The sequence below is a fragment of the Planobispora rosea genome (assembly GCF_014648175.1).
Classification (GTDB): domain Bacteria; phylum Actinomycetota; class Actinomycetes; order Streptosporangiales; family Streptosporangiaceae; genus Planobispora; species Planobispora rosea.
In genome coordinates this window covers 179,633-196,470 of the sequence record NZ_BMQP01000013.1, presented here as the reverse complement: position 1 = coordinate 196,470, position 16,838 = coordinate 179,633, and the positions used below count along the sequence as shown (strand labels likewise).

Annotated in this window: 12 protein-coding genes; 2 read left to right on the top strand and 10 right to left on the bottom strand. The window is 74.5% G+C overall.

Going from position 1 to position 16,838, the window contains the following annotated elements; genetic code table 11:
* A partial coding sequence (locus IEZ08_RS15745) for a GGDEF domain-containing protein (protein ID WP_189242375.1) occupies positions 1-409 on the top strand: 409 nt, incomplete at its 5' end.
* Positions 410-424: 15 nt separating this feature from the next.
* Here the strand turns inward: IEZ08_RS15745 and IEZ08_RS15740 are convergent.
* From IEZ08_RS15740 to IEZ08_RS15730, 3 genes are all read right to left on the bottom strand, one after another.
* Positions 425-3,463, bottom strand: coding sequence for a coiled-coil domain-containing protein (locus IEZ08_RS15740; RefSeq protein ID WP_229803138.1), 3,039 nt, complete (start codon positions 3,461-3,463; stop codon positions 425-427).
* Between the two features lie 127 nt (positions 3,464-3,590).
* Positions 3,591-4,784 (bottom strand): hypothetical protein, encoded by a 1,194-nt coding sequence (locus IEZ08_RS15735; protein WP_189242374.1) that lies wholly within the window; start codon positions 4,782-4,784, stop codon positions 3,591-3,593.
* Between the two features lie 109 nt (positions 4,785-4,893).
* Complete coding sequence (locus IEZ08_RS15730) at positions 4,894-6,111, bottom strand: hypothetical protein (protein ID WP_189242373.1); 1,218 nt, start codon at positions 6,109-6,111, stop codon at positions 4,894-4,896.
* Positions 6,112-6,342: 231 nt separating this feature from the next.
* Here IEZ08_RS15730 and IEZ08_RS15725 point away from each other — a divergent pair, with 231 nt between their 5' ends.
* Positions 6,343-6,999, top strand: coding sequence for a response regulator transcription factor (locus tag IEZ08_RS15725; protein ID WP_068924496.1), 657 nt, complete (start codon positions 6,343-6,345; stop codon positions 6,997-6,999).
* Positions 7,000-7,084: 85 nt separating this feature from the next.
* Here the strand turns inward: IEZ08_RS15725 and IEZ08_RS15720 are convergent, their stop codons facing one another.
* The 7 genes from IEZ08_RS15720 to IEZ08_RS15690 all read right to left on the bottom strand — a co-directional run bounded on the left by IEZ08_RS15720 (position 7,085) and on the right by IEZ08_RS15690 (position 16,694).
* Positions 7,085-9,112, bottom strand: coding sequence for a prolyl oligopeptidase family serine peptidase (locus IEZ08_RS15720; RefSeq protein ID WP_068924494.1), 2,028 nt, complete (start codon positions 9,110-9,112; stop codon positions 7,085-7,087).
* 30 nt (positions 9,113-9,142) lie between these two features.
* Positions 9,143-10,900, bottom strand: a complete 1,758-nt coding sequence (locus IEZ08_RS15715; RefSeq protein ID WP_068924492.1) for an ABC transporter ATP-binding protein — start codon at positions 10,898-10,900, stop codon at positions 9,143-9,145.
* Positions 10,897-12,630, bottom strand: a complete 1,734-nt coding sequence (locus IEZ08_RS15710; protein WP_068924490.1) for an ATP-binding cassette domain-containing protein — start codon at positions 12,628-12,630, stop codon at positions 10,897-10,899. The genes IEZ08_RS15715 and IEZ08_RS15710 overlap by 4 nt, the downstream gene beginning before the upstream one ends.
* 122 nt (positions 12,631-12,752) lie before the next feature.
* Positions 12,753-12,881, bottom strand: coding sequence for a SapB/AmfS family lanthipeptide (locus IEZ08_RS15705; protein WP_141704130.1), 129 nt, complete (start codon positions 12,879-12,881; stop codon positions 12,753-12,755).
* A 68-nt stretch (positions 12,882-12,949) separates the two neighbouring features.
* Positions 12,950-13,078, bottom strand: coding sequence for a SapB/AmfS family lanthipeptide (locus tag IEZ08_RS15700; protein WP_141704130.1), 129 nt, complete (start codon positions 13,076-13,078; stop codon positions 12,950-12,952).
* A gap of 15 nt (positions 13,079-13,093) precedes the next feature.
* Positions 13,094-15,718: a class III lanthionine synthetase LanKC gene (gene lanKC / locus IEZ08_RS15695; protein WP_068924488.1), complete on the bottom strand. Its 2,625-nt coding sequence runs from the start codon at positions 15,716-15,718 to the stop codon at positions 13,094-13,096.
* A 145-nt stretch (positions 15,719-15,863) separates the two neighbouring features.
* A complete protein-coding gene (locus IEZ08_RS15690; RefSeq protein ID WP_189242372.1) occupies positions 15,864-16,694 on the bottom strand; it encodes a sensor histidine kinase in 831 nt (276 codons plus the stop codon).
* Positions 16,695-16,838 lie beyond the last annotated feature (144 nt).

The window sequence follows — 16,838 nt, the reverse complement described above, 5'->3', positions numbered from 1 at the left end:
GGCCCTGCTCGACCTCGACCACTTCAAGCGCTTCAACGACACCCACGGCCACCAGGCCGGTGACGAGCTGCTGGCCGGGGCCGCCACCGCCTGGAGCCTGGTGATCACCTCCGGCGACATGCTGGCCCGCTACGGCGGTGAGGAGTTCGTGCTGCTGATGCCCGGCCGCACCCTGGACGACGCCGAGCACCTGCTGGCCGCCCTGCGGGTCGTCACCCCGCAGGGACAGAGCTTCTCGGCGGGCCTGGCTCTGTGGGACGGCCGGGAGAGCGCGCTGGGACTGCTGCGCCGCGCCGACACCGCGCTCTACGCCGCCAAGGACGCCGGGCGGGCCCGCACCGCGCGGGCGGCCCCGGCGGTGACACCCGGCGGGCCGCCCCTGGAGCCCACGTCCCTGACCACCGGCTGAGGACCCCCGCGTCCCCTACCGGCTCACCGCCGAGGCCAGGGCGCGCACCCGTTCGGTGTGGCGGTCGTGACCGATGATCACCGGTGGCTCGTTGTACGGCATGGCGTCGGAGGAGCGGCGCAGCTTGACGTACTGCCCGCAGGCGTCCACCGCGTAGGGCTCCATGTCGTCCTGGAGCGCGCCGATCACCGTGATCCCGTAGGTCTCGCCGATCCGGCGGAACAGCGCCACGGCCTCGCGGCGGTGCTCCTTGCCGAGGTTGCGGCCCAGCTCGTCCAGGACCAGGCAGAGATGCCCGCCGCCGGAGGAGGCGATCGCCGCCGCGCAGACCAGCTTCACGGCCTTCTCGTCCATCAGCGCGGTGTTGGCCCGCCGGTTGTACGGCACGAAGCCCTGGCCCTCGCCCCGGCGCCACTTCGGGACGACCCGCCAGGCCCAGCGCTGCTCCGGGTCGGCGGGCGCGGGCGGGACGGGGAACTCCAGCGTCGCGCCGTACCCTCCGTAGGAGGTGTCCAGTTTCTCGAACTCCTCGGCCACCCGGGTCAGCCGCGCCTTGATCGCGGCGGTCAGCGCCGCGCGGTGCACGGCGGTGGACTGGGCGGCCTCCTCCGCGCCCCTGGCGGCGGCCGCCAGGTCCCGCTGCCGGGTGGCGAGCTGGGCCTCGATCTGACGGCGCTGGTGGCGTTCGTACTCCTCCTGGCCGCGCAGGTAGGACGAGAGCGCCGCGCACACGCCGGGGAACGTCGCCTGCTCCCGGGCGGTCCGGCCCGCACCGGGCTCGCTCCGCTCCCGCAGGAGGAACCGGAGCTCCTCGGGCGTCTCCTCGTCGTCTGCGGGGAAGGTGGCGCGCAGGGCCTCGTCCAGGCGGCGCTCGGCCGCCCGCCACCACTCCTCGGCGGTCAGCGGGCGCTCGTCGTCGCCCAGCGCGTCCAGCCACTCGTGCGCGCCCTCGGCCGTCCCGCCCCACTCCCGGGTCAGCTCGTCCAGCCGCAGGGCGGCGCGGTCGGCGGCGACCCGGGCGGCCTGCTCGCCGGCCTGGTCGCGCTCGGCCTCGTGGCGGGCCCGGCGGCCCTCCAGCCGCTCGATCTCCATGTTCCTGGTCCGGGCGCGGAAGTCCAGCGTGCTCACCCGCTGCTCAGCCGTGGCGATCGCGGGCGTGAGCCCGGCCAGCGCCTCGGTCAGCTCGGTGAGCCGGGCCCGCCGCTCGGCCAGCCGCCGCTCGACGTCGGCCAGCCCCACGGCCGCCCGGGCGCCCTCCAGCCGCCGCTCGGCCTCGGCCACCCCGTCCTCAGCGGCCCGTACGGCCTCCGCCGCCGCCTCCTGCGCGTCACGCGCCCGGTGCAGCCGCACCTCGGCGGCCTTGATCCGGGCCTCCCGGCCGGTGGCCACCGCCTCGAACGAACCCACCACCGTGACCCCGGCCGAGCTGACCAGCACCGACCCGGGGAGGGCGGCCAGCGCCCGCGCCGCCGCCTCCAGATCGGCCGCGTCGACGACGACCGCGTGCTCCTGCGGCCAGCCCCGGCTCCCGGTCACGGCGACCAGGCCCGCCGCGCCGCTCGCGCCCCCGTCCGCGGTCCGGGCCGCCGCGCCGCTCGCATCCCCGGCCTGTTCGCCGTCCGGCGTCGCGCCGTCACGGGCCTGCTCGGCCACGTCGATCGCGTCGAGCAGCCCGCTCGCCCCGACGCCCGCCCCGGCGAGCGCCTTGAGCTGGGCCGCGGCCGGGCCGCCCTCGGCGTCCTCCAGCGCCGCCGCGGCACCGGCGGCCTCCCGGTCGGCCACCCCCAGGGCCTTCAACGCCTCGGTCAGCCGGAGCCTGGCCTGCGCCAGCTCGCTCTCGGCGGCCCGTACGTCACGGCCGTCGGCCAGCCGCCGCCGCTCCTCCAGCGCCGGGATCATGCCGCGCAGCTCGTCGGCGGAGTTCTCCGCCACGGCCCGGTCGGCGTCGAGCCTGGCCGCGCGGGCCTGCAGGGCGGCCAGCTCCCCGCGCGCCTCGGCCAGGCCGCGGTCCAGCGTGTCGTCCTTCAGCGTGGCGATCTCCGCGCGGACCGTCTCGATCGCCTCCGCGGCGCGTTCGCCCTCCCGCCGGAACCGGGTCAGCTCGGCGGCGAGCGTCTCGTCCCGCCGCGTCGCGTCGGCGAGCCTGCGGGCCAGCCGCCCCCGCCAGCAGCGCAGCGCGTCCGCCAGGGACACCCGGGCCCGGTCCCGGCGGTCGAAGGTCTCCAGCAGGGTCCGGGACTCGTCCTCGAACTCCTTGAGCAGCTCCACGGCCCGCGCGGCCCGGACCCGCTTGGCGTGCTCGTCGCGGCGGGCCTCCCGCTCCTGGTCGAGCTCGGCGTCCAGCCCGGTGAGCGCGGCGATCGCCTCGAAGATCCGCTCCGGGGAGATCTCGTTGAGCGGCTGGGAGAGCAGGTTCGTGGCGACCTTGCTCCGCACCGAGGTGGACAGGAACGACACGCAACGCACGCGGTCGCCGTACAGGAACCTGGTCAGGTCGCGCGCGACCACGTCACGCCGCCCGGCCGAGCGCGGCAGGGTCGCCCACACCTCGTCGGCCCGCGCCACCCGCTCCGCCTCCGAGGCGGCGGCGGCGACCCGGACCCCGCGCGTCCACCGGATCTCCAGGTGCGGCGCCTCCTGGTTGACCCGCAACCACACGGTCACCGCGTCGTCCATCGTGCCGGGACCGGCGAAGACGCCCGCGATGTAGCCGTGGGAGGCGCTGGCCCAGGCCCGGCCCCCGCCCCCGGCCGCGAGCTCGGCGTTGAACAGCAGCTCGGAGACGGCCTTCGCGCCGGAGGCGAAGCGCCACTGCTCGTCGCCGAGCAGCGCTGTGATCATCGCGATGAAGGAGGACTTGCCCGCGCCGTTGGAGTCCTTCGGGCCCGCTCCGGCGACCACGATCAGCGTGCCCGGCACGATCGGCACCGGGTGCGTGGACAGCCGGGAGATGTTGACCGCCTGCACGGCGATCAGCACCCGGTCGCCGACCACGTTCTCGCTGGGCGCGCTCGGCCGCGTGTCCACCGCCACCAGGCTCGGCTGCTCGGTCAACCCTGTCGTTCCTTCCCTCGGTGCCCCGGCGCGGCCATGGGTGCGGCCCCCGCCGTGGCTGTCGCTGTGCTCTCCGTGATCCCTGCGAGGACCGTGATCCCTGCGAGGATTCCGTCGTCCGCCGCGCTCACCGCCGCCTGGCCCGTACGGCCGCCGCCAGCGGGGTGTTCGGGCCCGCGGCGAGGATCAGCTCCTCCTGCAGGCGCCGCCGGGCCGGGCCGGTCAGCCGGTGGAACTGCGGGCCCGGCACGTAGCCGCCCGCCTCCTCCCCGGCCTTCACCTGGCTCAACAGCCCCGCGTGGCGCAGGACCCGCAGCGCGGCCTCCAGCTCGCCGATCGGCATCATGGTGTGCCGCCGCAGCTCCTCCACCTGGGCGGGGAACGGCGAGGACCAGCTGTCGGCGGGCAGCACGCCCTCGGCGCGCGGGATCGCCACCGAGTGGATCAGCACCAGCGTCAGGACGGCGCGCTCGGCCTCGCCCAGGACGGTGCCCGCCCCGGCCGCCGCGTCGTCGGCGTAGCCCGAGGTCCAGACCTCCCGCCCCGGGACGAGGACCCGGCCGCGCCGCTGGAGCAGCTCGGCGAGCACGCGGCGGAGCACCGGGTCGCGCAGCGCGGGGAAGCGGGCCTCGTGCACCGGCTCGGCGCCGTGCTCCACCGCCATGAAGGCGGCGACGACCTCCGCCCGGCGGCGCTCGTCGAGCGGGCCGAGCAGGTCCTCGTCCACCGCTTCGGGCAGCGTGACGCTCGCGCCGGTCCCGCCGGTCCCGCCGGTCTCCGCGGCCCCCGAGGTGGGCAGCACGTCGAGCCCGGCCGTCTCCTCACCCGGGGCGGGCAGGCGGCGCACCAGTTCGCGCAGCTGCGCGTGCGACTCGGCGGGCCAGGAGGCGCACCGGGGACCGAGCCGTACCAGGCCGTCGCCGACCACCAGCCAGGCGGAGTCGTGCAGCCGGCGCAGCGCGCCCACGGCCCAGTTGCGCATGAGGTCGTCGCCCCGGCCGATCAACGCCCGGTAGGCCGCCAGCACGTCGTCCGCCGGAGCGGGCACGCCCGGCCAGGGATCGGCGGTCAGGTCGTTCCAGCAGCACTTCAGCGCGGCGGCCAGCACCCGCCGGGTCTCCCCGGACCGTTCCACGTGGACCGGCGCGACCTGGTACTCCTCCAGCAGCGCGGGGGTCGCCCCGTCCGGCCAGGCGGGCAGCGCGAAACCGGAGCCGTCGCCGTGCGCGAGCCGGATCATCCCCGGCGGGGAGGGCTCGTCCGCGGCCAGGGCGAGCGGCCCGGTCGCCCTGGCCCGCGCGTGCGCGAGCTCGGGTGCCACCCCGGGCGCCACCCTGGGCGCCGACGTCGTCTCGGGGGCCGGCGTCGTTCCAGGCTCCGGCGTCGTTCCAGGCTCCGGCGTCACCTCAGGCGTCACCTCAGGCGTCACCTCAGGCGTCACTGTCGGTCCTCTCCAGCACCCCGTGGGAGAGCCAGGCCGGTTCGGCGCCGGGGCCGGCGGTCAGGCCGTCGGTCCAGCGCAGCCGGTAGGGCGACTCGGGGCGCAGGTCGATCGCGACCAGGTCGGCCAGGAGGCGGCGGGCGGAGACCCACTCGCCGTCGGCGGTGAGCAGCTCCTCCATCCGGACCGAGGAGCGCGTGCCGAGCGCGCCCTCGGCGACGGAGGTCAGCCGGTCGAGCCCGTCGGCGCCGGAATCGTAGGAGTCGGCCGGGCCGGGGTCGGGCAGGGCCGAGCGCGGGGGGGTGGGCTGGGCGGGCGCGGGGCGCGGGCTCTCGTCGACCGCCCGGACGATCGCCGCCGGGTCGTGCCACGGCGCGGGGGCGTCGAAGACGAAACCGTCGAGCACCGCGGCCAGCCGCTCCTTGCTCGCGGTCTGGGCGAAGGTCCGCCAGGTTTCGGCGGGCAGCAGCGTCAGGTTGCGCGTGGTGCCCGCGGAGTCGGCCAGCCGTCCGGCCGCGCGGCGGGAGGCGTCGCTGTAGGCGTAGATCGCGGCGCGCAGCTCGGTGCAGGTGCGGTCGAGGTCGGGCCAGCGGTTCAGGATCGTGCCGTGCAGGCTCTGCGCGCGGCGGGCGATCTCCTCGGTGCCCCAGAGCTTGGGGGCCTGCTCGCGCAGCTCCTCGATGGTGCCGCCGGTCAGGGTGACCAGCTCCAGCGCCCAGAGCCGGAACGCCCGCGCCAGGTTCTGCGCGCTGGCGCGCGCCTCCTCCATGGTCGTGCGGGGGTCGGCGACGTTGAGATCCTCCAGCGCCAGCAGGCGGTGCATCTCGGACTGGCCGCCGTCGTCCATCATCCGCCGGATGAACATCAGCCCGACCACGCTGGTGAACGACGCCCGGTAGCGGAGCTGGTTGGGCTTGGGGAACACCTCGCGGATCGCGCCGAGGCCCTTGAGCACCCGCAGGCGGTTCTCGAACATGTCGAGGGGGTAGGCCCGGCAGACGTGCCGCATCTGCTCGTGGGTCAGCCACTCCTCCCCGGCCTCGGCGAACGCCGCGAACAGGGTCTCGGCGATGTCGACCAGGACGGGGTCGTCCACGACCGCGCCGCTGTCGCGCGCGAGCGCGGCGAACATCCGGCGGTAGGTCGCGAGCACGGCCTCCTCGCCCAGGGCGGAGTCCAGCGTGATCTCGTGGTTGGTCTCTGGCACGCGGTATACCGTACGGCCTGCGCCCGACAATCCCGCCCTCCGTGCCCGCTGAACCATCTCAAATTAGCAAAACAGGACGTTATACCCATTTGAATTACGTGTTGGCCGGAACCGGTCAGCATTCGCCGTTCCCTCGGGTCGAATTGGGGTACGGCGTAGTCGGCCGGTTCCCCTGTGTAGTACCGGGATCCGGGAGATGGCTCGTACGTCACCGTGAGAGGGAGACTGCGCGTGATAAATGTCCTGATAGCCGAGGACATGCACCTGGTGCGGGGAGCGGTGGTCGCCCTGCTCTCGACGGAGGAGGACATCGAGGTCGTCGGAGAGGCGGGGCACGGTGACGAGGTGGTGGAGGCGTGCCTGCGTCACCGTCCCGATGTCGCGCTGATCGACATCGGCCTGCCCGGAACCGACGGGATCACCGCCGCGGGGAGGCTGCGGCGCGCTCTTCCCGGCTGCCGCACGGTCATCCTCACCGGTCTCGCGACACCGGCCGCGCTGCGCAGGGCGCTGGACGCCGGGGCGCGCGGCTTCGTCGTCAAAGACGCCCCCGCCGGTCAGCTCGCCGAGTCCGTGCGCCGGGTGGCACGCGGTGAGCAGGTCATCGACCCCGAGCTGGCCGTCGCCGCGCTCAGCGCCAGAGAGAACCCGCTGACCCGCCGGGAGCTGGAGGTCCTGAAGGTGGCCGCCGAGGGGGCCCCGGTCGAGGAGATCGCCGACCGGCTCTACCTGTCCGGGGGCACGGTCCGCAACTACCTGTCGCGGATCCTGTCGAAAGTCGGCGCGAGGACCCGCGTGGAGGCGATCAGGATCGCCAGGCAGGACGGCTGGCTCTGGCCGGACGACGTCGGCGAGGTCGGGCTGATCCGGCACCGCTCCCGGGTCTGAGCTCCGCCGCCGGCGTGGCCGGGTCCCGCGGCCGTTCAGCGGCCGGCACGGCTGTCCCGCGGCCGTTCACACGCCCCGGGCGCCGTCACAGGCCGGGAGGCGGGGGCCCCAGCCCGGTGTGCGCCGCGAGGAAGGCCAGCATGTCCGCCGCCAGCCCGGCCGCCCGGTCCGCGGCCCGGGCGGCGTGCCCGACGCCGTCCTCGTGGCGGAGCAGGATCGGCCGGTCGCCCGACGTGGCGTGCTGCAACGCCGCGCACATTTTCCGCGCGTGCAGGGGGTCCACCCGGGTGTCGCCGCCGAACGAGGCCAGCAGCGTCGCCGGGTAGTCCACGCCCTCGCGGACCCGGTGGTACGGCGAGTAGCCCAGCAGGCAGCCCAGTTGCTCCGGGTCCTCGGCGGAGCCGTACTCCCCGCGCCAGGACGGGCCCAGGCCGGAGAGCTCGTAGCGGACCATGTCGAGCAGCGGGGCCGAGCAGGCGGCGGCGGCGAACAACCCGGGCCGTTGGGTGATCGCGGCCCCGGCCAGCAGCCCGCCGTTGGACTCCCCGCAGGCGGCCAGCATCCCGGCCGTGGTCCAGCCGTCGGCGATCAGCCGCTCCGCGGCGGCCGTGAAGTCGTCGAAGGAGTTCTGCTTGCGCTCCAGCATGCCGTCGCGATGCCAGGCCGCACCCTCCTCGCCGCCGCCGCGCACCTGGGCGAGAGCGAAGACGCCTCCGGCCTCCACCCACGGCAGGATGTAGGCCGAGTAGGAGGGGGTCAGCGAGATCCCGAACCCGCCGTAGCCGTACAGGATCGCGGGCCTCGGACCGGGTCCGGGCCCGGTCCCGGGCAGGGCGAGCACGACCATCCGCACGGGTGTGCCGTCGGCGGAGGTGCAGACGATCCGGCGGGACTCCAGCTCGGGCACGTCGGCGGCGCCGGGCGCGGCGGCCCAGAGCCCGGTCCGCCCGGTGCGCGCGTCGTAGCGGTGCACGCTGCCCGGGGTGACGCCGTCGGTGTAGGAGAACCAGACCTCGTGGCCGCCCTCGGGACGCGCGGACATCCGGCCGGCGGTGCCGAGCCCGGGCAGCGGGACCTCTCCCACCCGCTCGCCGGTGACCGGGTCGTGCACCCCGATCTCGCTGATCGCGTGCCGGGTCCGGCCGACGAGGAGCACCGGGCGGCCGGGGCCGTCGAGGACCTCGAAGTCCGAGATCACCGCCTCGGGGTCCGGGCCGACCAGCTCCCGCCAGCCCTCGGGACCGGGATCGGCCGGATCGGCGACGCACAGCCGGCCCGTGGGCGCGCCCAGGGTGGTGAGCAGGTACAGCCGGCCGTCGCGGCCCACGGCGGGCACCGTGACCGCGTCCGCCCCCTCCTGCACCACCCGCAGGCCGGGCCGCTCGGGCGGGGAGGCGTCCAGGTCGGCCAGCCAGACGTCGTTGCCGGTCCCGGCCGGCGCCGAGACCGTCAGCCAGCGGCCGTCGTGGCTGGAGCCCAGGCCGTAGGAGCGCTCCTCGGCGCGGATCACGACGTCGTCGGCGGCGGGCACGCCGATCCGGTGCAGGAGCACCCGCCGGTCGCGGACGTAGAAGAACGCCTTGCCGTCCGGGAGCCAGACCACCGGGGCGTAGCGGCAGCGGTCGATCGGGCCGTCCACGATCCGCCGGGTGGCGATGTCCATGACCCGCAGCTCCGAGCGCTCGTCCCCGCCCCGCGACAGCTGGTAGGCCAGCAGCCGGCCGGAGAGGTCGGGCTGCCAGCGGTCCAGGACGGTCATTCCGGAGGGGTCGATCATGTTGGGGTCGATCAGCGCCTCCTCCCTCCCGTCCGGGCCGGCGGTGTACAGCACCGGGTGCCGCTGCCCGGCGGCGCCCCGCAGGAAGAAGCGGCGCGGCCCGCGCCACAGCGGCGCCGTGACCGTGCCGACCGCGCCCAGCTCGGTCACCCGGGCGTGCCAGCGGTCGCGGCCGGGCAGGGCGGCGGCGCAGGCCCGCCACAGCTCGTCCTGGGCGGCCAGCCACTCCCCGGTCCGGGGGTCCCCCGGATCCTCCAGCCACCGGTACGGGTCCGGCACGGCGTGCCCGTGGAGGTGGTCGACGATCGGCTGCCGCTCGGCGGGGGGATAGATCATTGCATCGGCTCCTGGACGTCCGGGGAGATGTCAAGCCACATGTCCGGAGGGAACGTCCGGCCGGTCGCCGGACGGCGCCTCCGCGGAGGCGGTTCGGGGGTCCCACCGGCCGACCAGGTCGGCGTAGAGGGGGGACGAGGACAGTAGTTCCTCGTGCGTCCCCAGCCGCACGCGCGTGCCGTCCATGACGAGGACGCGCCGGGCGCGCAGAGCGGAGGCGGGCCGGTGGGCGATGACGAGGAGCGTGCCGCCGCGCCGGGCGAACGCCTTCTCCGCACGGGCCTCGGCCACCGGATCGAGATGGCAGGTCGCCTCGTCGAGGACGATCAGGCGGGCCGGGGTCAGGTAGGCCCGGGCCAACGCGACCAGCTGGCGTTCGCCCGGGGAGAGCAGGGAGGAGCAGATCTCGGCGCGGTAGCCGCCCAGCCGCTCCACCAGCCCGGTCAGGCCGACCGCCGCCACCGCCTCGTCCACCGCCGTCTCGTCCGCCTCTTGCGCACCGGCCTGTACGAGGTAGGTCAGGTTCTCCATGAGGGACCCCCGGAAGACGTACGCCTCCTGCGGGATGAGCACCCGCTCGGCGGGATCGAGACGGTCGGCGGGCACACCTGCGACCAGGACCTCGCCCGCGTCCGGCCGCAGCACGCCGGCGACGAGCCCGGCCAGCGTGGACTTGCCGATGCCGCTGGGCCCGACCACCGCGAGATGGTCCCCGTCGGGGACGGACAGGTCCAGACCGGCGACCACGGGCTCGGCGTGCGGCCCGTAGGCGAACGTCACGCCGCGCAGTTCGGCCCCGCCGCCGGTGGCCGGCAGGCGGCTCCCCGCCGCGCGGGGCAGGCCCTCGCCGCTCCGCGCGGACTCCTCGATGCGGTCGAGGGAGACCCACAGCCGGACCCCGCTGACGCCCAGTCCCTCCACGAGATTGCCCAGGGCCGGGGCCAGCGACTGCGTGACGTAGACCAGGGCGCCCAGGATCACGCCGGCTCCGGCTCCTTCGGACAGCAGCCAGGGAGCGCCGGCCAGCACCAGCACGACCGGCGACCAGCCCCCCACCGCCAGCGACAGCGTGCGGGCGGCGGTGACCCGCGCGAGCGCCCGCCCGGCTCCGGCCTGCTCCCTCACCCGGCGCCCCACCGCGGCGGCCACCCGATCCTCGGCCGCGCAGGCCGCGATGTCGCGCAGCCCGCCGGCCACGGCGGTGACCGACTCCGCCGTCCGCTCGTCGGCCAGCAGGAACGCCCGCTGCCGCCGGGCCAGCGCCGGCAGGGAGAGCAGGAACAGGACGAGACCCGCGACGAAGGGCGGCAGCACCAGCACCAGCACCTGCGGGATCAGTGTCATCAGCCCGAGCAGCACGCTCACCGCCGTGAAGACGAAGGACCTGACGACAGTGATGACCGAGGCCAGGGCGTCGCGGGCCAGTTCCACCTGGAGATTCGAACGGGCCACCGCCGAGGACTCCGTGCCCGGCCCCGGCGCGGCCGACCGGTCCAGCGCACCCTCGACGACGCGGCTGAGCAGATCCTCCCGGAACGGTTCCACGATCGCGGCGACGGCCAGGATGACCTGCCGCGCGCCGAGCGCGGCGACCAGCCAGGCGCCGCCGAGGAGGGCCAGCCAGGCCAGGCCCGTCACCGGTCTGCCCGCGGCGAAGCCGTCGTCGATCGCCCGCGCGACGGCCAGGCCGATGACGAGCGCGGGCACGCTCTCCAGGACGGACCAGAGGCCGAGCCTGACCAGCAGACGCGGATCGCGGCGGAGCGCCCGGCGGACCGGCCGGTTCACGGTGCGCCCGTCCGGTCCGCGGCCTGGAAGACGGCCCGGTAGCGGGGATCGTCCCAGAGCGCCCGGTGCCGGTCGTAGCCGCGCACACGCCCGTCCTCCAGCCAGATCACCCGGTCGGCCGCCGCCGCGGTCGCGGCCCGGTGCGTCACGATCAGCCGGGTACGGCCCCCCAGCTCGCCGGTGAGAGCCTCGCTCACCCGGCGCTCGGTGAGGGTGTCGAGACTGGAGGTGGCGTCGTCCAGGACGAGCAGGCGGCGACCGTGCGCGAAGGCGCGGGCCAGGCCGAGCCGCTGCCGCTCCCCGCCGGACATCGGGGCGTCGGCGAGCGGGGTGCCGTACCCGGCGGGCAGCCTCCTGACGAAGGCGTCGGCGCACGCCGCGCGGGCGGCCGCCCGCAGCGTCTCCAGCCGCTCCGGGGACTGCGGCGTCTCCGGGCTCCCGGGAGGCCTCGCGGGACCGGGCTCCGGCAGGCCGAGGCCGAGGGCGTCGGCGACGGTCTCGCCGATCAGGACGGGGCGTTCGAACGCGTAGCCGACGGCCCCGCCCAGCGCCTCCCGGGACAGCTCGGGCAGGGCGACGCCGTCGAGGAGCACCTCGCCGCCGGAGGGATCGGTCAGACGGCCCGCGAGGGCGGCGAGCACCGACTTGCCCGCGCCCGACCGGCCGACCACTGCCACCGCGCACCCTCCCGGGACCGTCAGGTCGACACCGGACAGGCCGCCGGCGGTGACGCCTCTGAGCTCCAGGCGGCCCGGACCGGGCGGCAGGGACCGGCGGCCGTAGGTCCTGACCGGCTCGGAGAGCAGTTCGGCGATCCGTCCCGCGGCGGCGCGCGCCCGGGCCAGGCGGCCCACATACCCCAGCGCCGAACCGAGCCCGGCCCCCAGGACGACGTAGCGGGCGGCCGAGTACAGCTCCCCGGCGGAGAGATCGCCCGAGGCCAGGCGGATCCCCCCCACCCCGAGCACGGCCACCTCCAGCAGCGGAACCACGACACCGGCCTGCACGCCCGCGCGGGCGTTGGCCCGCCACATCTCCATGGCGTGCGCGCGCATCCGGGGGAGCGGGGCCAGTACCCGTGCCTTCTCCTCGGCGAGGGTTCCGGCGGCGGCGATCGTGCGCGCCCCGGCCAGGGCGTCGATCAGCCGGACCGCGATGTCGCCCTGTGCCTCCTGGTAACCGCCGGCCAGGGTGGTGCTCACCCGGAGGAAGGCCCGGAGCACGAGCACGATGACGACGAGGCCGACGGCGAGGGTCAGCGTCAGCCAGGGGTCGATGAGGGTGAGCGCCACCAGGCCCCCCGCGGTGGGGATGACCAGCGCCGCCCCGGTGACGAGGGTCTCCGGCGCGCGGCCCGCCTCTTCGGCGTTGACACCCGCCCGGGTGGCCAGCTCTCCTTCGGAGAAGCGCCGGTTCAGCGCGGGGCCGGCGCCGAGCACGTGCCGCACGGTCAGGTGGCGCAGCCATTCCGAGGCCCGGGCGCTGCAGGCCCCGGTCGCCCAGACCCCGAGGGCGTCGCACGCCACGGCCGCGACCACGATCGCGACGCAGGCGCCCAGCCACATCCCGCGGGAGGGCGCGGCCGAGACGAGATCGTCGACCGTCCGGCCCAGGACGAACGGGAGAGCCAACTGCGCGAGCGCACCGGTCACCGAGGTGACCGCCAGGACGCCGAGCCACGGGCCGCTGCGCCGTACGATCCGGGTGACCAGCCGATCCGACGACCGCACTCGTCCCTCCTCATGCCGTGCCGTCCGTGAAGGGAAGTCCGCGAAGGATCCGAAGGATCCGCACAGGAAAGGTCCGGGACGGCCTCCGCAAGGCCGTCCCGGACACTCACACCGCTAGCGGTTTAGTGGCAGAGCGCAACGCTGAGGTTGCTGGGCTTGCCGGAGTTGCAGGTCAGCGCGGTCAGCGTGCTGCCGCCGCCGCCGCCGCCACCGGTGGGGGCTTCCAGGGACTGCAGGTCGAGAAGGACCATGGGATTACTCCAGTTCCGTGTTCGGGATGGATCGGTTCTGCGTTCGGAGATGGATCTCGGAGCGCGGTTTAGTGGCAGAGCGCAACGCTGAGGTTGCTGGGCTTGCCGGAGTTGCAGGTCAGCGCGGTCAGCGTGCTGCCGCCGCCGCCGCCACCGCCGGTGGGGGCTTCCAGGGACTGCAGGTCGAGAAGTACCATGTGCTTACACCTCCTTCAGTTGTTCGCCGAGGTGGGCCGCTCGACGGTTCCGTGCGCAGGCGATGCCTCTGCCGGGGCGCCTGCACCGTCGGGCGGTTGGATGAAGGGGAGGAACACCGGGCAGTCGTTCAGCGCGGTGCTCATCGCGAACAGGACTCCGGCCGTGCCGGTCGCGAAGTCCATGGAGAGCCGGAGCAGCTGGTCGCCGGGGAAGGCCAGCCCGCCGCCATGACTCAGCGCGTGCCAGCCCAGCCCTCTGATCTGCTCGGCCAGGTCTGTGCCGGGACCGTCGGGGAAGGGGCCCAGCCCTCCGCCGAGAGCCGCGATCATGCCGGCCCGGCCGGTGAACAGGCCGGACTGCACGAAGTACCTGCCGCGGGTGACGAGCCGGCAGGCGTCGAGCGCGGCCGCGAACCCCTCGTCGTCGCGGTGGGCCAGGTAGCGGGCCAGGACCAGGCCGATGCCCACGGATCCCTCGTCGAGATAGGGCAGCGTGCGCCAGCCCTGGTCGACCTGGAGCGTCCCGTCCTGGGTGGTCCTGCACCGCCGCAGGTCCTGCCGGAGCGCCACGGCGGCGTGTTCCAGCAGTGCGGCGTCGCCGGTGTGCTCGTAGGCGTGCAGGAAGAGCAGGGCGGAGCCGGCCGAGCCGTACATCAGGCCGGCGCGGGGGCCTGAGCCGCCGCTGAGCTCGGGCACGTCGTCGGGACCGCCGAGCCGGTCGGCGCAGATGCCGACGGCGCGCAGCGCCTCATCCGCGAGGGCGCGCTCGCCGGTGCCGCGGGCCAGGTGGAGGAGGTTCAGACCGATCCCCGCCAGGCCGCCGAACAGGCCGGTGCCGAGCAGCTCCCACTTCTCGCGCAGGCACCTGTCCACGATGTCCAGCGCGTCCTGGCGGTGGCCGAGCAGGTCCAGGACGTGCGCCACACCGTGCAGCCCGTCGTAGAAACCGATGCGCGCTCCCCGCTCGGGGTCCCGGGCCCGGCGCCGCAGCCACTCCTCGTGCTCGGGGAAGCGCCCGGCCCCGGCGGCGTCCAGCGCGTAGAGCACCCCGGCGGCCCCGTAGGCGAAGGCGAGGCCGCCGCCGGGTTCGAACTGGGCGGGGTCTCCGGGGAAGAGCCTGTCGTCGCGGCCGGGGGTGGCGCTGGCCAGGATGGCGCGGACCATGGCGTCCCGTACCCGCGGCCAGTCGTCGTGGCCGGGTCGGGGCGCCGGCCGGGACGTCACCGGCTCCGTGCCCGCGATCGTCCGGGCCGCGTCGTCGATCACCTCTGGCGGGACGGGGAACGCCTCCTTGATCAGGACCGCCAGCTGGGCGGCCTTGCCCCGGTCGAGCATCTGCATGATCATCAGCTGGGGGGCGAAGAGCCCGAAGCAGAGGCAGGCCAGGGCGTAGGCGTCCGTCTCGACGCCGTGCCGGTCGCGGGGCGCGGCGAAGGCGGGATGGCCGAGCGTGGCGCGTGCGCGGTCCTCGGCGAGGGTCGCGACCTCGTAATCGATCAGGACCATGCGGCCCTCGGCGGTGACGAGGATGTTGTTCGGGTGCAGGTCGCCGAAGACCACCCCGCGTCCGTGCAGGGACTCGACGGCGGCCCGGACCTTGGGCAGGACGTCGAGCACCCAGTCGGTGTAGTCGGCGAGCTCGCGCGGGCCGCAGGAGGCCCGGGTCAGCGGATACTTCTGGACGAGGAGCCGCTGCAGCGGGTTGCCGTCGACGAACTCCTGGACCAGGAAGTGGTGGTCGCCCAGCGTGAAGTAGTCGACGAGTGTGGGGACCGCGTCCAGCCCGGACAACCGCTCCAGTATGTCCCGCTCGTGCGCCAGCCGTGTCACGGCGTCCCGGTCCAGGGTGTCGAGCCCCGCGTACGGACGCGCCTCCTTCAGCACCACCCGCCGGTCGGTGCGCAGGTCCCGGCCGAGGTAGACGCCGCCGCCGTTGGAGAACTGGATGACGCTCTCGATCTCGTACGGCAGGCCCGCGGTGGTGACCGCGTTGCGCGCGGCCAGATGGGGTTCGAGGAAGGCCGGCAGCGTCACCCACGACGGAAGGCTGAAGGAGGGGCCGCGCACGTCGGGGACGAGGTTCCCCTCCCCGTCCTCCAGGGCCAGAACCGGCTCGCCGTCGTCTCCCCTGCAGTGGCGCGGAACGAAGCCGCCGTACCGCACGAAGAGCGGGCCCTCGCCGTACCGGAGGTCGCTGAGGATGTAGGGTCCCCTGACCCCCCGCAGCAGGACGTCGAGCTCTTTCAGGGTGAGTTCGAGCTGGCCGTCGTCCGGCGGGTAGACGGTGACCAGCTTGCCGCTCGATCCGCGGGCGGCGGCCTTGGAGTTCAGCATCGTCATGACCGGCCGGCTGCGCAGGAACTTGAAGGGGATGTCCCGCGGCACACAGTAGTCCCACACCGCTTCGATGGTGCGCTCGGCGTCCTCCACGCACGCCGACACGTGGATCTTCCACCCCTGCGGCGGGACCGTCCCCTCGGCCGGCGCGTAGTGCATCCACGTGTCGGTCGCCTGGTGCGTCCAGCCCTCCGGGACGTCCCGGGACGCGAGGGGGAAATCGGGGTGGCCGCCGCGGCTGCCGTCAAGAGTGTCGTAAAAGAGTGGATCCGCGAGGCAGTAAAGCTCGTACTGGTCATTCACGGGGATCTCCTTGCTGCTTCCAAAGAGAGAATCCCGGACATGCACGGCTATTTCCAGTTACAAGTTCCATCGCTCACATATGCATAATTCACAGCCCTGATGGTGAAGGTATGCGTCATGCGAGGCAGGAGCACTGAAGTGAGATTTATTCAGAAAAATCGGCGGGGGCTTCGGCGACCAGCCGGAACCATCCGTCCGGCCCGGCCGCGGCGCTCACGGTGCCCCCGACAGAGGCCATCCGCTGCCGCAGATTGTCCAGGCCCCCGGCCCGCGGACGCGGATCCCGCCATGGGCCGGAGGCGGGCGGGGAGCCGGGGGAGGATGCGCAGACGGGCGGGGAGCCGGGGGAGGACGCGCAGACGGGCGCTCCGGAGGGTGGCGTCGGCCGGGAGCGGTCGTGGGGGAAACGGCCGGGGCCGGAGGCTCCGTCGTTGGCGACAGTCAGCGACAGCCGGCTCTCCTCCCGTCTCAGATCGATCACGCACTTGCCGGCCGCGCTGTGCCTGAGCATGTTGGTGACGCCCTCGCGGACCACGGCCGCCAGTGCCGCGTTCAGGTCGGGTGGCAGGCCGGTGGTGTCCCCGTGGGTCAGGCAGTCGATTCCCAGGCCCCAGAGCAGGGCTTCGGCCCGCAGGACCTCCCCCTGGAAGGAGAGGTTCCGGTGTGACGTCGAGGCGTTGCGCACGGCGTGGGCGGCGTGCCGCACCGCCTGGAGCGCCTCGGCGAGCTCGCTGCGGAGCCGGGTGTCGCCGCCGGCCTGCCGGTAGGCCAGCTCGCTCTTGACCGACGCGAGCCAGAGCCAGTGGCCCACGAGGTCGTGGACGTCCCGGGAGAACTCCTCCCGTGCCCGGGCGACGGCCCTTTCCCGTTCGGCGGCCTGCCGGGCCCCGAGCCGCCTGAGCCGTATCCACAGAACGAGCGCGATGCCCAGGGCGAAGAGGAAAAGCAGGAGCGTGATCGCCATCGCGGGGTTCATGTGGGGCAGCATCGACCGGCTCTCGCGGGAGGGGTGATATCCGCCAATAGAACCACTATGGCAACTAACTGTCAACAATACATAATGAAAGGAATTAAAGTCAACCTACGAGATATATCCTGACTTGCTGGGATTGATAGGATG